Annotated in this window: 13 protein-coding genes and 2 tRNA genes; 8 read left to right on the top strand and 7 right to left on the bottom strand. The window is 70.8% G+C overall.

The genetic code is table 11. From position 1 onward, the window contains the following. Positions 1-80 precede the first annotated feature (80 nt). The gene (locus AMK27_RS18115) at positions 81-1,214 is read left to right on the top strand and encodes an acyl-CoA dehydrogenase family protein (protein ID WP_073908628.1); all 1,134 of its coding nucleotides are present in this window, start codon (positions 81-83) and stop codon (positions 1,212-1,214) included. 36 nt (positions 1,215-1,250) lie between these two features. Here the strand turns inward: AMK27_RS18115 and AMK27_RS18120 are convergent, their stop codons facing one another. The 5 genes from AMK27_RS18120 to AMK27_RS18140 form a co-directional block, all read right to left on the bottom strand. Next, complete coding sequence (locus AMK27_RS18120; protein ID WP_030321294.1) at positions 1,251-1,595, bottom strand: rhodanese-like domain-containing protein; 345 nt, start codon at positions 1,593-1,595, stop codon at positions 1,251-1,253. A 57-nt stretch (positions 1,596-1,652) separates the two neighbouring features. After that, complete coding sequence (locus tag AMK27_RS18125; protein WP_073909531.1) at positions 1,653-2,447, bottom strand: hypothetical protein; 795 nt, start codon at positions 2,445-2,447, stop codon at positions 1,653-1,655. 248 nt (positions 2,448-2,695) lie between these two features. Next, on the bottom strand, positions 2,696-4,189 hold the full coding sequence (locus tag AMK27_RS18130; protein ID WP_107425608.1) for a DUF2252 domain-containing protein: 1,494 nt from the start codon (positions 4,187-4,189) through the stop codon (positions 2,696-2,698). A gap of 287 nt (positions 4,190-4,476) precedes the next feature. Continuing rightward, positions 4,477-5,136 (bottom strand): response regulator, encoded by a 660-nt coding sequence (locus tag AMK27_RS18135; protein ID WP_073908631.1) that lies wholly within the window; start codon positions 5,134-5,136, stop codon positions 4,477-4,479. Between the two features lie 37 nt (positions 5,137-5,173). Next, positions 5,174-6,964: a sensor histidine kinase gene (locus AMK27_RS18140; RefSeq protein ID WP_241847533.1), complete on the bottom strand. Its 1,791-nt coding sequence runs from the start codon at positions 6,962-6,964 to the stop codon at positions 5,174-5,176. A gap of 185 nt (positions 6,965-7,149) precedes the next feature. Between AMK27_RS18140 and AMK27_RS18145 the strand changes: the two genes are divergently transcribed. Continuing rightward, a tRNA-Met gene (locus AMK27_RS18145) sits at positions 7,150-7,223 on the top strand. 198 nt (positions 7,224-7,421) lie between these two features. Here AMK27_RS18145 and AMK27_RS18150 read toward each other — a convergent pair. Beyond that, positions 7,422-7,505 (bottom strand) — tRNA-Leu (locus AMK27_RS18150). Between the two features lie 697 nt (positions 7,506-8,202). On the opposite strand from AMK27_RS18150, the gene AMK27_RS18155 reads away from it, so the two are divergent. The 6 genes from AMK27_RS18155 to pknB all read left to right on the top strand — a co-directional run bounded on the left by AMK27_RS18155 (position 8,203) and on the right by pknB (position 16,410). Continuing rightward, a complete protein-coding gene (locus AMK27_RS18155) occupies positions 8,203-9,072 on the top strand; it encodes an FhaA domain-containing protein (protein ID WP_073908634.1) in 870 nt (289 codons plus the stop codon). 10 nt (positions 9,073-9,082) lie between these two features. Beyond that, positions 9,083-9,610 (top strand): FHA domain-containing protein FhaB/FipA, encoded by a 528-nt coding sequence (locus AMK27_RS18160; RefSeq protein WP_073908637.1) that lies wholly within the window; start codon positions 9,083-9,085, stop codon positions 9,608-9,610. 179 nt (positions 9,611-9,789) lie between these two features. Beyond that, the gene (locus AMK27_RS18165; RefSeq protein ID WP_073908640.1) at positions 9,790-11,283 is read left to right on the top strand and encodes a Stp1/IreP family PP2C-type Ser/Thr phosphatase; all 1,494 of its coding nucleotides are present in this window, start codon (positions 9,790-9,792) and stop codon (positions 11,281-11,283) included. Positions 11,284-11,309: 26 nt separating this feature from the next. After that, positions 11,310-12,752 carry an FtsW/RodA/SpoVE family cell cycle protein gene (locus AMK27_RS18170; protein ID WP_073908643.1) on the top strand — a complete coding sequence of 481 codons (1,443 nt, stop codon included), beginning with the start codon at positions 11,310-11,312 and terminating at the stop codon, positions 12,750-12,752. After that, complete coding sequence (locus AMK27_RS18175) at positions 12,749-14,215, top strand: peptidoglycan D,D-transpeptidase FtsI family protein (protein ID WP_073908646.1); 1,467 nt, start codon at positions 12,749-12,751, stop codon at positions 14,213-14,215. The genes AMK27_RS18170 and AMK27_RS18175 overlap by 4 nt, the downstream gene beginning before the upstream one ends. 155 nt (positions 14,216-14,370) lie before the next feature. Beyond that, entirely contained in the window at positions 14,371-16,410 is a 2,040-nt protein-coding gene (pknB, locus tag AMK27_RS18185) for a Stk1 family PASTA domain-containing Ser/Thr kinase (protein ID WP_073908648.1), read from the top strand. A gap of 144 nt (positions 16,411-16,554) precedes the next feature. Here pknB and AMK27_RS18190 read toward each other — a convergent pair whose 3' ends face one another. Next, positions 16,555-17,229 carry a class E sortase gene (locus tag AMK27_RS18190; RefSeq protein ID WP_073908651.1) on the bottom strand — a complete coding sequence of 225 codons (675 nt, stop codon included), beginning with the start codon at positions 17,227-17,229 and terminating at the stop codon, positions 16,555-16,557. Between the last annotated feature and the right edge of the window lie 27 nt (positions 17,230-17,256).

The following is a 17,256-nucleotide window of genomic DNA, read 5'->3' on the forward strand; positions in this document are numbered from 1 at the left end:
CCCCCATTCCCTTCCACTAGAACCTGTTCTATCTTGACGATCCGTCAGGACCAGCAGGGGCACAACGGGAGGGCAGAGCAGTGGACTTCACCTTCACCGAAGAGCAGCAGGCAGCCGTCGAGGCCGCCAAGGCGGTCTTCTCGGGCGTCACGCCCGACGCGGTACCGAGCCCCGCCCTCACCGCGGGCGCCGTCTCCGAGGACCTCGACCGACCGCTCTGGTCCCGCCTCGCCGCCGCCGACCTCCTCGGCCTCGTGGTGTCCCCGGAGCGCGGCGGCGCCGGACTCGACCCCGTCGCCCTCTGCCTCGTCCTGCGTGAATCGGCCCGCGTCCTGGCCCGCGTCCCCCTCCTGGAGACCAGCGCCGTCGCCCTGACCATCGAGGCCTACGCACCCCCGAAGACGGCCGCCGAACTGCTCCCCCGGGTGAGCCGCGGCGAACTCGTCCTCACCGCAGCCTCCCAGGGACGCACCGGCCACGACCCCGCCGAACGCGCCGTCACCGCCCGCCGCGACGGCACCGACTGGATCCTCGACGGCCTGCAGACCGCCGTCCCCTGGGCCCACGGCGCCGACATCATCGCCGTACCGGCCCACACCCCCGACGGCGCCACCGTCCTCGCCCTGCTGCCCCGCACACACGACGGACTGACCCTCACCGCCCAGTACTCCACCAGCGGCGAACTCCTCGCGGAACTACGCCTCGACGCCGTCCGCCTCGGCGGCACCGACGTCATCGACACCGAAGGCGCCTGGGACCGGCTGCGCGGACTCCTCACCACCGGCACCTGCGCGCTCGCCCTCGGCCTCGGCGAGGCCGTCCTCACCATGACGAGTCAATACACCGGAAAACGCGAACAGTTCGGCCACCCCGTCGCCACCTTCCAGGCCGTCGCCGTCCAGACCGCCGACCGCTACATCGACCTGCGCGCCATGGAGGTCACCCTCTGGCAGGCGGCATGGCGCCTGTCCAGCGGAGCCGAAGCGGCACTCCCCGCCGAAGGGGACATCGCCGTCGCGAAGATCTGGGCCTCCGAAGGCGTACGACGAGTGGTGCAGACCGCTCAGCACCTGCACGGCGGCTTCGGCGCCGACACCGACTACCCGCTGCACCGCTTCCACGCCTGGGCCAAACACCTGGAGCTGTCCCTCGGCCCCGCCGCGGCCCACGAGGACGCCCTGGGCGACCTGCTGGCCGCCCACCCCCTCGACTGAGCCCCGCCGGAACCGGTCGGGACGGCCGGAGGAACGTCAGAGAACGAAAGCCGGGCTTCCGGTACCCGCCACCATCGGGCGCCCGGCGCCGTCCCAGGCGAGCATGCCGCCCTCGACGTTCACCGCGTCGAAGCCCTGCTGCACCAGGTACTGGGTGACCTGCGCCGACCGGCCACCCACCCGGCACATCACATACGCGCGACCGCGCTCGGCCACCGCCTCGGTCACCTCACCGAAGCGGGCCACGAAGTCGCTCATCGGGACGTGCAGCGCACCCTCGACATGCCCGGCGGCCCACTCGTCGTCCTCCCTGACGTCCAGCACCAGGGCATCGGCCGGCACGGAAGCCGCGTCCACCGAGGGCAGAGGGGAGAAATTCATGGGACCGGCCTTCTCTCGATCAGTACCGCCCGAAGGGTCTCGAGCGCACGGAAAAACCTACTGCACCAGCCCGGCCAGCTCGCTCTCCCGCTCGGAGACCTGAGCGAGCAGCTGCTCGGCGATCTCCTCCAGGAGACGGTCCGGGTCCTCGGGCGCCATCCGCAGCATCGCGCCGATCGCGCTCTCCTCCAGCTCGCGCGCCAGCGTCGACAGCATGTCCTTGCGCTGCGCCAGCCATTCGAGGCGCGCGTACAGCTCCTCGCTCTCGCTGAGCCGCTCCTCGGCCGGCACGGGACCGGCCTCCCACTCGGCGGACAGCTCGCGCAGGACGGCCTCGTCGCCGCGGGCGTAGGCGGCGTTCACCCGCGTGATGAACTCCTCGCGCCGCTTCCGCTCGTCCTCCTCGCGGGCCAGGTCGGGGTGGGCCTTGCGGGCCAGCTCCCGGTAGAGCTTGCGGACCTCCTCGGTGGGCCGGACCCGCTTCGGCGGCCGCACCGGACGGTCGGTGAGCATGGCCTCGGCCTCGGGGGAGAAGCCGTCGGAGTCGATCCAGTCGTGGAACAGCTCGTCCACCCCGGGCATCGGCATGACCGCGGCCCGCGCCTCCTGCGCGCGCCGCAGATCCTCGGGATCACCGGTCCGCGCCGCCCGCGCCTCGGCGATCCGGGCGTCGAGCTCGTCGAGCCGCGCGTACATCGGGCCGAGCTTCTGGTGGTGCAGCCGGGAGAAGTTGTCCACCTCGACGCGGAAGGTCTCGACGGCGATCTCGAACTCGATGAGCGCCTGCTCGGCCACCCGCACGGCCCGCTCCAACCGCGCCTCGGGCCGCTCGTCCCGCTGCTGCCCGCCCAGCTCGTCCTGGGGCCGCTCGCTCTCGGGGCCCTCGTTCGCACCCTGGTGCACGCTCACGTCTACGCCCGCCCACGTCCTCGTTCCGGCTCGTCCCACCCAGCCTACGGTCCTTCCGGGGGGCCTCCCCCCTCCCCTCCCCCTCCCCACCCTCCCCCTCTGGCCCCGGACAGGGGCATCGAGCCGCCGCGTCTGGCCTCATCGCCCCGCGGCGGCGCGCCGACGCGGCCCGCGGTCTGCTCGGGGGTCGGTCAGACGCCCAGTTCCGCCGCTATCCGGCCGGCCCGGACGGCGGTGAGCAGGTCGGCGTGGTCGGCGGTGGTGCGGTCCGCGTAGGAGACGGCGAAGGCGGCGACGGCCTCGTCGAACTCCTCGTTCTTCCCGCAGTACCCGGCTATCAGGCGCGGGTCGGCGCTGTGGGCGTGGGCACGGGCGAGCAGGGCCCCGGTCATCCGGCCGTAGTCGTCGACCTGGTCCACGGTGAGTGCGGCGGGGTCGACGCTGCCCTTGCGGTTGCGGAACTGTCGGACCTGGAAGGGCCGCCCTTCCACCGTGGTCCATCCGAGCAGGATGTCGCTCACGACCTGTATGCGCTTCTGCCCGAGCACCACGCGCCGTCCCTCGTGGCCGGGGTCCGGAACGGCGAATCCGGCGGTCGGCAGATGGGGAAGCAGAGCGGACGGGCGTGCCTCCTTCACCTGCAGGACGAGCGCCTCGCCCCGGTGGTCGAGGAGGAGCACCACGTAGGAACGGGTGCCGACGCTGCCGGTGCCGACGACCCGGAAGGCGACGTCGTGGACGGCGTACCGCGCGAGGAGCGGCAGCCGGTCCTCGGACACGGTCTCCAGGTAGGGACCGAGGGAGGCGGCGACGGCGGCCGCCTCGGCGTCCGGGACCCTGCGCAGCACCGGGGGAGCGTCGACGAAGCGGCGGCCGCCGCCCTCGGCGTCGGTGACGGCCTCGGTGGAGCGGGCGGCGAACCGGGCGCTCGTGTTGTTCCGGGCCTTGGCGGAGACCCGTTCCAGGGTGCCGAGGAGGTCGCGGGCGTCGGTGTGGGAGACGAGCTCCTCGTCGGCGATGGCGTTCCACGCGTCGAGGGCGGGGAGGCGGGCCAGCAGCCGCATGGTGCGCCGGTAGGCGCCGACGGTGTCGAAGGCGGCGGCCCGGCACACGTCCTCGCTCGCCCCCACCTCCCGGCCGACGAGGACGAGGGACGTGGCGAGCCGCTTGAGGTCCCATTCCCAGGGGCCGACGACGGTCTCGTCGAAGTCGTTGAGGTCCATGACGAGCCGGCCGCGCGCGTCTCCGTAGAGCCCGAAGTTGGCCGCGTGGGCGTCGCCGCACAGCTGGGCGGCGATCCCGGTGACCGGGGTGCCGGCGAGGTCCTGGGCCATGAGCCCGGCCGCTCCGCGCAGGAAGGTGAAGGGGCTGGCCGCCATCCTGCCGGCCCGTATCGGTGCGAGTTCGGGGACGCGGTCCCGGTTCGACTCCTCGACGGCCCGGACGGCGTCGGGCCGGTCGGCGGCGAGGGCGGGCTGCTGGTGGGCGGAGCGCGGGACGCGCTCGCGCAGTGCCTTGCCTCGCGCCTTGGGCGAGGCCGCGGCGGTCCCGCCGCTGACGGCGGCCCGGCGGGCGAAGCCCCGCACGTGCGGCACGCGCCCGCCGTCCGAGCCGCTGTCCGGCCCGCCGTGCGGTGCTCCGTCCGTGCCGCGCTGTCCCGGCACGCCGACCTGGTCGTCGCCCATGGTCTGGCCTCCCCCGATACGAAAGTCCAACATCATCCGGCCTGAAGGTACCGCCGCACCCGAGCGGTCGTCTCCCCCTGTGGACAAGGGCCTGTGGACAACTCCTCGGCCGGTGGCCGACCCTGCTCCGTCTCCTCCTGCGTCGCGCCCTCCGCCCGCAGTGGGCGGCGGGCCGCGACCCGTTCCTGCAGCCCCGCTCCAGGCGGTCCAGCAGCCCTCCTCCAGGCGTCCAGCAGCCCTCCTCCAGCCCAGCCCAGGCCTCCTGCAGTCCCTGCTCCAGGCCCGCGCTACAGCCCCGCGTCGCGGGCGAGGAGTGCCGCCTGGACCCGGTTCTCGCAGTCCAGCTTGGCGAGGATCCGGCTCACATACGTCTTCACCGTGGCCTCGCTCATGTGCAGCCGCTTCCCCGCGTCCGCGTTGGAGAGCCCCTCGCCGAGGAGCGCGAGGACATCGCGCTCCTTCTCGCTCAGGCCCGCGACCCGCCCCCGTGCCTCCTCGGCACGGGCCGCCTCCCGGCCGGTGGCGAGCCGCTCCACCACATGGCGGGTCGCCGCCGGTGACAGATACGCGTCGCCCGCCGCGGCGGCCCGTACCGCACGGATCAGCTCAGCGGGTGCCGTGTCCTTCAGGAGGAACCCGGCACCCCCGTGCTCCAGGGTCCGCAGGACGTTGTCCCGCTCCCCGAAGGTCGTCAGGACGATCACCCGGGCCGCGGGCGCCGCCCGGCGCAGCTCCGGCAGCGCGGACAGGCCGTCGAGCACCGGCATCTGGATGTCGAGCAGCACCACGTCGGCGGCGTGCGCCCGGGCCGCGTCGACCGCCTCCCGGCCGTTGGCGGCCTCGGCGACGACCACGATCTCCGGGTCGGAGGTGAGGATCATGCGGATCCCGGCCCTGATCAGCGGCTCGTCGTCGGCGATCACCACCCTGATGGGCTGCCCTGCCACAGCTACTCCCCACGGCTCCGGTACGGGCGGGTCGGCGCTAGCGCGCCTCGACCTCGTACGACTTCTTCTCGATCAGCTTGCCGTCCTTGAAGCAGAACCGGAAAACGGGCTCCTTGTCGAAGGTGTCGCTGAACTCCGAGGACATCAGCACGAGACAGTCGGCGCCCTCCGGCTGCGCCGGTCCCTTTCCGCCGAGGCCGGCGGTGGCGATCGTGTCGCCGGACGGGAGTTGGCCGCGCACCTCCTTCTCCGACGCACCGACCTTCACCGCGTCGTACTGCGCGGGCTCGATCATCCCCTCCTTCACCGACCCCATCAGGAAGTAGAGACCGAAGCCCGCCGCCACCACCAGCAGGACGAGCGCGGCGAACGCGATCCCGCAGCCCAGCGCGATCGAACCGCCCGTGCTCCTGCCTCTTCCCCCACGCATCGCCATGGCCAGCTCCCGCTCCGTGAATGTCCAGTCGGCCGGTCCGACCACGACCGGACGACCATCACCCACGAGCGGTTTCGTGGTCTGCTGCCGGAAGTCGTCGGCCTCATCGACCAAAGGCGCTGCCTCGGCGAGGGGTGCCGCCCCGTAGGGCAGCATCCCGGCGACCCGGAACCCGCCGCCGTCGGCCGGACCCGCATGGCACATGCCGCCCACCAGCCGGGCCCGCTCGGCGAGACCGGTCAGTCCCTGCCCGCCGCTCACCACGTCCTTCGCGGGCTCGTCCGTGGGCCTCTCGTTGAGGACCTCGACGACGAAGGTGTCCGGCTCGTACCGCAGCTCGACACCGATCGCCGCCCCCGGCGCGTACTTGTAGGCGTTGGTGAGGGCCTCCTGCACGATCCGGTACGCGGCGTGGTCGGCGGCCGGAGCCAGTGACCGCTCCTCCCCCGAGCGTCTCAGGCCGACCGATGTTCCGGCCGTGCGCGCCGCCTCGACGAGTCCTTCGATGCCCGCGATCCCCCGCGCCGCGCGGCCCGTCTCGTCGCCGGACCGGCCAGGTGCCGCGGCCGCCGAACCGTCGGGTGCCTCGATGCCGTCGCGCAGGATTCCGACGACCTCGCGCAGCTCGTGCATCGCGGTCACCGACGCGTTCCGCAGGACGCCGACGACCTCGCGCTGGCGCTCGCTCAGATCCCGGTCCACTTCGAGGGCTCCGGTGTGGACGGCGATCAGGGCCAGTTGGTGGCCGAGGCTGTCGTGCATGTCCTGGGCGATCCGCTGCCGCTCGCGCAGCCGCGCCTGCCCGACCACCATGGTCCGCTCCCGCAGCAGTTGGGCGTTGCGCTCCTGGAGCGCGTGCAGCAGGGTCCGCCGCTGGGTCCAGTAGCGGTGGGCGAGGCCGGGGGCCAGCGTGGTGCCCAGGTAGTAGAGCGTGGCCGTGAGGGCGATGGGGAGCAGTCGGCCGCCTTCCCAGGGCCCGACGAGGCTCCCGCCGACGTTCAGGACGAAGGCGGCGATGAACGCGGCGAGCGCGCGGCCCGCCCCCGCGATGTACCGGCCGGAGGACCAGCCGACGACGAGCAGCAAGGGCCCGAACCCGGGCACGAAGGGCGTGAGTCCCGCGGTCAGGACGAGCACGCTCGCGGGAAGTCTGCGGCGCACCAGGGACAGCAGGGCGGACGCGGCGGCGACGGCGCCCAGCATCCAGCCCTCGCCGCCCAGGAGGTCCTCGGTCCCGGCGCCGAGCAGCGCGACGACCGCGGCGAGTGCCACCTCACCGGTGGTCCTGCGCCCCGACCACTGCCCCGGCACCGCGAACCACGCCCACCCGGCGGCGAGCGCGGCCCCGATCCCGTACGAACTCCGGGTCCCCGACTTCGACGTAACGTCCACGCTCGGCACCGTAGAGGGCGGCCCGGCCCCGGGGCGTCCCTCTTTCGTCGCACCCCTCGTCGACAAAAGTCGCGCCCCGGACGCCCGACGCCGATGAGTCCCACCACCACCGTGCGCCCGGTGTGACGTTGGTCATGGCACGCGGGAGGGGGCGGTCCCGAACTTGTGTAGAGTGGCATCACCGACGCGGGGTGGAGCAGCTCGGTAGCTCGCTGGGCTCATAACCCAGAGGTCGCAGGTTCAAATCCTGTCCCCGCTACGAAAGAGAGGGGCCCGGCTGATGCCGGGCCCCTTTCGCGTTCCTCCGCTTCGGCCCGGTGCGAGCTACCTCACACCCCGTCCGCTCGTCCCGCCCGAGGCCGATCCAGCTCGACACGTCATCAGGGGGCAGGGACAGGGAACAGGGGAAAACGAAACGGTCGGCATCGTGATCACGATGCCGACCGTTTCTTACTTGTGCGCGAGGGGGGAGTTGAACCCCCACGCCCTTTCGGGCACTGGAACCTGAATCCAGCGCGTCTGCCTATTCCGCCACCCGCGCATTGGGTGTGCTCCGGACTCTCTCACTTTGCGGTGCGAGCGCCTGGCGACATCAGAAGATTAGCACGTCGCAGACCGTGGATTCACATCCGTTGTTTGGCCTCCGCTCACGCAGACCAAGGTGAGGGAGGGACAGATGCGTGGAGGGGGGAAGGGGCGTGGGGACGGACGCGGAGGGAAGGGGAGACGGGAGGGAGGCAGAGAGATGAGGAAGAGGGAGAGGAGGGAGAAGACGGAAGGGTGGCAGGAAAGAGGGATGTATCACCCGGAACTGTCGAGGACCGTTCGCGATACGGCCCCGATGCAGCCCCGATCCACCCTCAGTGCCGGCCCGACCAGACGCGCACCCCGGCCCCAGCCGGCCCTACCAGACGCCCGCCCCGGCCCGAACCAGCCCGACCCGACCCTCATCCGCCACCGGATCGCCCCCGGATCGCCCCCCGCCCAGGCCCGGATCACCCCGGATCGCCCCGAACCACCCGCGAACCACCCACGAACCGGCCCCAGACCTCGCCCGAGCCCCCGCGCCCACAGCCGGGTGCGGGACACTGTCCACAGGCCGCCTCTACGATCCGTGGGGAAAGCTTGTGAGTGGTGACACTCGTCCACAGGGCAGAGAAGGGGAACCAGCCGATTTCCCGACGCGTGGATACGATCAGTAAGCAGTACCAGGACGACAACGACGGAGGAGGTGCCCCATGGGAGTCATGAAGCGTTTCGAGCAGCGTCTCGAAGGTCTGGTCAACGGCACCTTCGCCAAGGTCTTCAAGTCCGAGGTCCAGCCGGTCGAGATCGCGGGCGCACTCCAGCGGGAGTGCGACAACAACGCGCAGATCTGGAACCGCGAGCGGACCGTCGTCCCCAACGACTTCATCGTGGAGCTGAGCGCGCCGGACTACGAGCGCCTCAGCCCCTACTCGGGTCAGCTCGGCGACGAGCTCGCCGGCCTGGTCAGGGACTACGCGAAGCAGCAGCGGTACACCTTCATGGGACCGATCAAGGTCCACCTGGAGAAGGCCGAGGACCTCGACACCGGTCTGTACCGCGTCCGCAGCCGCACCCTGGCGTCGAGTACGTCACAGTCGCAGCCGCCCGCGGGCGGCCAGCAGCAGCCTCACCAGCAGCAGGGCCAGGGACAGGGCCGCGGCGGATACGGGTACCCCCCGGCCGGCGCCCCGCCCATGCCCGCCTCCCCGCCGCCCGGCGCTCCCGGCCACCGGCCGGCGGCCGCCGCCGCGGGCCGTCCCGCGGCCCCCGGCCCCGGTACGCACGGGGGAGCGGGCCCTCAGGTCCGCCGCTGGATCGAGATCAACGGCACCCGCCATCAGATCTCCCGCCCGACTCTGGTCCTCGGCCGCAGCACCGACGCGGACGTGAGGATCGACGATCCCGGCGTCTCCCGCCGGCACTGCGAGATCCGGACCGGAACGCCCTCGACGATCCAGGATCTGGGATCCACCAACGGCATCGTGGTGGACGGGCAGCACACCACCCGCGCTACGCTCCGCGACGGCTCGCGGATCGTCGTGGGCAGCACCACCATCGTTTACCGGCAAGCCGAAGGGTGAAGCGGGGGCAATGTCAGAGCTGACCCTGACGGTCATGCGGTTGGGTTTCCTGGCCGTTCTGTGGCTGTTCGTCATCGTGGCCGTGCAGGTCATCCGCAGCGACCTCTTCGGTACGCGGGTCACCCAGCGCGGTTCGCGGCGCCAGGAGGCGCGACCGCAACAGCAGCAGCAGGCGCGGCAGGCCGCCGCGCCTCCGCAGCAGCGCGGCCAGCAGACCGCGGGCGGTGGGCGGCAGCGCCGCGGCGCCCCGACCAAGCTGGTCGTGTCCGAAGGCACCCTCACCGGCACGACCGTCGCCCTCCAGGGGCAGACGATCACGCTGGGCCGGGCCCACGATTCGACGATCGTGCTGGACGACGACTACGCGTCCAGCAGGCACGCGAGGATCTACCCGGACCGGGACGGCCAGTGGATCGTCGAGGATCTCGGGTCCACGAACGGCACGTATCTCGACCGGACCCGCCTCACCACCGCCACACCCATTCCGCTGGGCGCGCCGATCCGCATCGGCAAGACCGTCATCGAGCTGCGGAAGTAGTGCTACATCATGAATAGGCGCGAGCGGAGCGAGCGAGTCGGGACGGTCCCCGCCACAGGCCGTGCCGGGCTCCCGACCGGAGCGACTGGAGCGACCGGCGTGACCGGAGCGACCGGAGGGTGGGCAGTGTGGGTCGAGACCGGCTGTACCCCGATGCAGCGTCGACAGGGCAGGTGCGCATGACTCTGTCCCTGCGATTCGCCGCGGGCTCGCACAAGGGCATGATCCGCGAGGGCAACGAGGATTCCGGCTACGCCGGCCCCCGGCTGCTCGCCATCGCCGACGGCATGGGCGGCCAGGCCGCCGGTGAGGTCGCCTCCTCCGAGGTGATCTCCACCCTCGTCACGCTCGACGACGACGTCCCCGGCTCCGACATCCTCACCTCGCTCGGTACGGCGGTGCAGCGCGCCAACGACCAGCTCCGGATGATGGTCGAGGAGGACCCGCAGCTCGAGGGCATGGGCACCACGCTCACCGCCCTGCTGTGGACCGGCCAGCGACTCGGTCTGGTGCACGTCGGCGACTCGCGCGCCTATCTGCTGCGCGACGGTGTGCTGACCCAGATCACCCAGGACCACACCTGGGTCCAGCGGCTCGTCGACGAGGGCCGGATCACCGAGGAAGAGGCCACCACCCACCCGCAGCGCTCGCTCCTCATGCGCGCGCTCGGCAGTGGCGACCACGTCGAACCCGATCTCTCCATCCGCGAGGTCCGGGCCGGCGACCGCTACCTGATCTGCTCCGACGGGCTGTCCGGCGTGGTCTCGCACCAGACGCTCGAGGACACCCTCGCCAGCTACCAGGGCCCGCAGGAGACCGTGCAGGAGCTGATCCAGCTCGCCCTGCGCGGCGGCGGCCCCGACAACATCACGGTGATCGTCGCCGACGTCCTGGACGTCGACGGCGGCGACACCCTCGCCGGCCACCTCAGCGACACCCCGGTCATCGTGGGCGCGGTCGCCGAGAACCAGGCCGCCCAGCTGAACGACGGCGGGGCGATGCAGACCCCGGCCGGCCGCGCCTCCGGACTCGGCCGCCCTGCCCCGCACCAGCAGCCGCCCGCCGGCGGGTTCGGCCCGCCCGGAAGCGGCGACGACCACGGCTACGGCGGAATGCCCCCGCAGGGCTCCTTCGAGTCGTACACCGAAGACGACTTCGTGAAGCCGCGCAAGGGCCGCAAGTGGCTGAAGCGCTCCTTCTTCCTGATCCTGGTCCTCGGGCTCATCGGCGGCGGGCTGTACGGCGGCTGGCGCTGGACGCAGACCCAGTACTTCGTCGGGTCCAAGGACCAGCACGTGGCGCTGTACCAGGGCATCAGCCAGGACCTGGCCTGGGTCTCGCTGTCGAAGGTCGAGAAGGACCACCCCGAGATCGAACTCAAGTACCTCCCCGCGTACCAGCAGAAGCAGGTCGAGGACACGATCACGGGCGGCAGCCTCGCCAAGGCCGAGACGAAGATCGCCGAGCTGGCCGTGCAGGCCTCGGCCTGCAAGAAGACCGCGGAGCGCCGCGCGGCCGCCGAGAAGGCGGCCGACCAGGCGAGCAAGCCGCCGGCCGAGACGCCGGACGGCCCCGCCACCCCTGACTCCAAGCCCACCACAGCCGCTCCGACCCCGGGTCCCACCCTCACCGCGGAGGAGCAGAAGCTCGCCTCGAACTGCGGCAAGCAGTAAGCACCCGTAGGGGGCCTTTCACCACCATGAGCGTTGTCACCAACACGACCACCATCGGCGCGATCGAAGCGCCGAGCCGCCGCAACACCGAGCTGGCGCTGCTGGCGTTCGCCGTCATCATCCCGGTGTTCGCCTACCTCAACGTGGGCCTGGCCATCGACGGCAAGGTCCCGGCCGGCATGCTCGGGTACGGGCTCGGGCTGGCGCTGCTCGCGGGCGTCGCGCACCTCGTGGTGCGGAAGTGGGCCCCGTACTCGGACCCGCTGCTGCTGCCCCTGGCGACCCTGCTCAACGGCATGGGCCTGGTGCTGATCTGGCGGCTGGACCAGTCGCCGCGGCTGATCGCCCTGGCGAAGCGCCAGTACGGCGCGTTCAGCGCGTCCGCACCGAACCAGATGATGTACTCCGCCATCGGCATCGCCATGTTCGTGGGCGTGCTGCTGCTCCTGAAGGACCACCGGGTCCTCCAGCGGTACACGTACATCTCCATGGTCGTGGCGCTCGTGCTGCTGCTGCTGCCGCTCGTCCCCGGCCTCGGCGCGGACGTCTTCGGTGCCAAGATCTGGATCCGCGTCGGCGGCTTCTCCATCCAGCCGGGCGAGTTCGCGAAGCTGGTCCTGGCGGTGTTCTTCTCCGGCTACCTGATGGTGAAGCGGGACGCCCTGGCGCTGGCCAGCCGCCGCTTCATGGGGCTCTACCTGCCCCGCGGGCGCGACCTGGGCCCGATCATCACGATCTGGGCGGTCAGCCTCCTCATCCTGGTCTTCGAGAACGACCTGGGTACGTCGCTGCTGTTCTTCGGCATGTTCGTGATCATGCTGTACGTGGCGACCGAGCGGACCAGCTGGATCGTCATGGGTCTGCTGATGGCCGTCGCCGGTGCCGTGATCGTCGGCTCCACGGCGAGCCACGTGCAGTCCCGAGTGGCGGCCTGGCTCGACCCGTTCGAGTGCCTGAAGACGGCGCCCCCCGGCACTAACATGGCGTACGCCTGTGACCAGATGACCCAGGTGCTGATGTCCTTCGGCTCCGGCGGCATCCTCGGCACCGGTCTCGGCCAGGGCAACTCCGACCTGATCCAGTTCGCCGCCAACTCCGACTTCATCTTCGCCACGGTCGGCGAGGAGCTCGGACTCGCCGGTGTGATGGTCTTCCTGCTCTTCTACGGGCTGATCGTCGAGCGCGGTATCCGCACCTCGCTCGCCGCCCGCGACCCCTTCGGCAAGCTGCTCGCGATGGGCCTCTCCGGCGCGTTCGCGCTCCAGATCTTCGTCGTCGCCGGCGGTGTGATGGGCCTCATCCCGCTCACCGGTATGACGATGCCGTTCCTCGCGTACGGCGGATCCTCCGTGATCGCCAACTGGGCCCTGATCGGCATCCTGATCCGGATCAGCGACACCGCGCGGCGCCCCGCGCCCGCGCCCGCCCCGTCCCCCGACGCCGAGATGACCCAGGTGGTCCGTCCGTGAACAAGCCGCTGCGCCGGGTCGCGATCTTCTGCGGCCTGCTCATCCTCGCCCTGCTCGTGCGCGACAACTGGCTCCAGTTCGTCCGTGCCGACGAGTTGAACGCCCACCCCAAGAACCGCCGGGTGCAGATCGAGCGCTACGCGAACGAGCGCGGCAACATCATCGTCGACGGCAAGCCGATCACCGGCTCGGTGGACTCCGGGGACGAGTACTTCACGTTCAAGCGCACCTATGTCGACGGCCCCATGTGGGCCCCCGTCACCGGTTACGCCTCGCAGGCCTACGACGCCAACCAGATCGAGAAGATCGAGGACGGCATCCTCACCGGCAACGACGACCGGCTCTTCTTCGACCGCACGCTCGCCATGTTCACTGGCGAGAAGAAGAAGGGCGGCGACGTCGTCACGACCCTCAACGGCGCCGCGCAGAAGGCCGCCTTCGAGGGACTGGGCAAGAAGACCGGCGCCGTCGTGGCCATCGAGCCGTCGACCGGCAAGATCCTCGCGCTCGCCTCCACCCCCTCGTACGACCCCTCCTCCTTCGCCGGCTACTCCGCCAAGGACGAGAAGGCCTGGGTGGCGCTGGAGCAGGACAAGAGCAAGCCGAAGCAGAACCGGGCGATCCGTGAGATCTACCCGCCGGGTTCCGTCTTCAAGGTCGTGACCGCCGCCGCCGCTCTGGAGAACGGCAAGGTCAAGGACATCGACGCGAAGACCGACACCCCCGAGGGCTGGAAGATCCCCCTCTCCAACCGGGAGATGATCAACCACGCCCGGGGCTGCGCCAACGCCAGCCTGAAGCGTGCCCTCGACATCTCCTGCAACTCGGTCTTCGCGAAGCTCGGCGACGACGTCGGCGTCGAGAAGATGAACGAGATGGCCGAGAAGTTCGGCTTCAACGCCGAGCAGTTCACCCCCGTCCGCTCCTCCGCCTCCGTCTACGACAAGAAGGCGGACCGCGGCGGCAACGCCCTCTCCTCCATCGGCCAGTTCAACACCGCGACCACCCCGCTCCAGATGGCGATGGTCACGGCGGCGATCGCCAACGACGGCAAGCTGATGAAGCCGTACATGATCGACGAGCTGCGCGCCCCCAACGTCGACCTGCTCAAGAAGACCGAGCCGGAGGAGATGAGCCGCCCGGTCTCGCAGGAGAACGCGCAGCTGCTCCAGCAGATGATGGAGAGCGTCGTCCAGAACGGCACCGGCGGCAACGCCGACCTGAACATGGACGGTGTCAAGGTCGGCGGCAAGACGGGTACGGCCCAGCACGGCGACAAGAACGCGAAGCGCCCGTACGCCTGGTTCATCTCGTACGCGAAGACCGCCGAGGGCTCCCCGGTCGCGGTCGCCGTGATCGTCGAGGACTCGGCGGGCACCTCGCGTGAGGACATCAGCGGTGGCGGCCTCGCCGCCCCGATCGCGAAGTCCGTGATGAAGGCGGTCCTGAAGACCCGGAGCTGACGTCCCAGCCCCGTTCATGCCAGGTACCGGTCAGGTATCAGCTACCGGCCCCGGGCGGATCGTCTTCCCGGGGCCGGTACCGTATCCGCGAACAGCACACACCGCCGGACCACCCATGGGTGCGGTCGGGACAGACGGAGAGGGCTGGATTAGCTATGGAAGAGCCGCGTCGCCTCGGCGGCCGGTACGAGCTGGGCTCGGTGCTCGGCCGTGGTGGCATGGCCGAGGTGTACCTCGCCCAGGACACCCGGCTCGGCCGCACCGTCGCCGTGAAGACGCTGCGGGCCGACCTGGCCCGTGATCCGTCCTTCCAGGCCCGGTTCCGCCGTGAGGCACAGTCCGCCGCCTCGCTGAACCATCCGGCGATCGTCGCGGTCTACGACACCGGCGAGGACTACGTCGACAACGTCTCCATCCCGTACATCGTGATGGAGTACGTCGACGGGTCGACCCTGCGTGAGCTGCTGCACTCCGGGCGCAAGCTGCTGCCCGAGCGCACCCTCGAGATGACGGTCGGCATCCTCCAGGCACTGGAGTACTCGCACCGCGCCGGCATCGTGCACCGCGACATCAAGCCGGCGAACGTCATGCTGACGCGCACCGGCCAGGTCAAGGTCATGGACTTCGGCATCGCGCGCGCCATGGGCGACGCCGGCATGACCATGACGCAGACCGCCGCGGTGATCGGCACGGCCCAGTACCTCTCCCCCGAGCAGGCCAAGGGCGAGCAGGTCGACGCCCGCTCCGACCTGTACTCCACGGGCTGCCTGCTCTACGAGCTCCTCACCGTCCGTCCCCCGTTCATCGGCGACTCCCCGGTCGCGGTCGCGTACCAGCACGTCCGCGAGGAGCCGCAGCCGCCGAGCAACTTCGACCACGAGATCACGCCCGAGATGGACGCCATCGTCCTCAAGGCGCTGGTCAAGGATCCCGACTACCGGTACCAGTCCGCCGACGAGATGCGCGCGGACATCGAGGCGTGCCTCGACGGTCAGCCGGTCGCGGCCGCCGCCGCGATGGGCATGGGGATGGGCATGGCGGGCGCCCCCTCGTACGGCGGGGGCTACGGCGGCTACCCGGAGGACCAGCCGACGACGGCGCTGCGCCAGGCCGACCCGGCGGGCCAGACGTCGATGCTGCCCCCGATCAACGCGGACGACGGCGGCTACGGCTACGACGACCGCCCGGACCGCCGCCGCGGCGGAGGCCAGAAGAAGTCGAACACCTCGACGATCCTGCTGGCCCTCGCGGGCATCCTGGTGCTCGTCGGCGCGATCTTCATCGGCGTCTCGCTGTTCGACAAGAAGGACGGCACCCGGCAGGTCGCCGTTCCGCAGCTGGTCGGCCAGACGGTCGCGGTGGCCACGGAACGGGCGACCAACGCGGAGGTGAAGGTCCAGGAGGCCGGCACCGAGCGCTGCGACCAGCCCAAGGGCGCCATCTGCCGTCAGGACCCCGCCGCAGACGGCACCACGAAGATCGACACCGGCGCCACGATCCAGGTGTACGTCTCCGAGGGCGCCCCGCTCGTGGAGGTTCCGGACGTCCAGGAGCAGTCCCAGGAGCGCGCCGAGCAGTCCCTGAAGGCCAAGGGCTTCAAGGTCAAGGTCGAGCAGCAGGAGTCCGACGAGGACCCCGGCACGGTCCTGCAGCAGAATCCGGACGGCGGCACCAAGGCGGAGACGAACTCCGAGGTGACGATCACCGTCGCCAAGCAGAAGCTGCTGCAGCTCCCCGACGTGAAGACGCGGAGCTACGACCAGGCCGTCCAGCAGCTGAACGGGGTCGGCTTCACGAACATCACCAAGGAGGACGTCGACTCCGACCAGCCCGCGGGCATCGTCGTCGACCAGACCCCCGGTGGTCCCTCGGACCAGTCCAAGGAGACCCAGATCACGCTGAAGGTCTCCAAGGGCCCGCAGCAGACCCAGGTTCCGATCCCGGGCGACCTGAACAACCGGCCCTTCAAGGACGTCAAGGCGCAGCTCGAGGCGCTCGGCCTGGTGGTCGTCCAGCAGGGTTCGGACAAGGAGGACGCCATGGTCTTCGGCACGAACCCGCCCGCGGGTACGCCGGTGAAGACCGGGGACAGCGTCACCGTCTTCACGGTGGGCGGCGGCGGCCAGGGCGGCGGCCAGGGCGGCAATCAGGGTGGCGGAGACAACAACGGTGGCATCGGCGGCATCTTCGACTGACGCCCCGGCGACCGTGCGGACGGTCGGACCGTTCGAAGGGGAGAGCCCCGGCATCCAGTGGATGCCGGGGCTCTCCCCTTGTTCGCGCCGGTCGCCGCGGCCGTGCCCGCGCGGATCGCCTCGGCCGTGCCCGCGCCGGTCGCCTCAGCGGAGTTCCGCCGGAGGCGTCCGGTCGCGGTCGACCTTCTCCGTGCGCACCAGTTCGCCCCAGACGATGTACCGGTAGTCGGAGGTGTACATGGGGGTGCAGGTGGTCAGGGTGATGAAGCGGCCGGGCTTCGTCTTCCCCGACTCCTCGGGGACGGGCTGGAGGACGTCCACGTTGTACTTCGTGGTCTCCGGCAGGGTCTTGTAGACCTTGTAGACGTACCAGGTGTCCTTGGACTCGAAGACGATCGGGTCGCCGTCCTTGAGCTTGTGGATGTTGTGGAACTTGGCGCCGTGTCCGTCCCGGTGCGCGGCGAGCGTGAAGTTGCCCTGCTTGTCCTGCGGGAGGGCGGACTTGATCGGGTCGGTGTAGTAGCCGGCGACGCCGTTGTTGAGGATGGCGCTCTCGGTGCCCTGCTTGACCAGCACCTCGCCGTTGCCCATCGCCGGCACGTGGAGGAAGCCGATGCCGTCCTTGGTGTCGAGCGCTCCGGGGCCGTCGGCCCAGCGGTCGCGGACCTGGGCGCCGTCCTGGTCGGCGGCGCGGTCGGCGAGGACGTTGGTCCACCACAGGGAGTAGACGACGAAGAGGCCGAGCACCAGGCCCGCCGTGATGAGGAGTTCGCCGAAGAAGCTGATGACTCCGGCGATCCGATTACGCACGCGTGCCACTAGGTCGTCCCGTCGTCCCGTCCGGAG

The organism is Streptomyces sp. CB02009 (assembly GCF_001905825.1).
Taxonomy (GTDB): domain Bacteria; phylum Actinomycetota; class Actinomycetes; order Streptomycetales; family Streptomycetaceae; genus Streptomyces.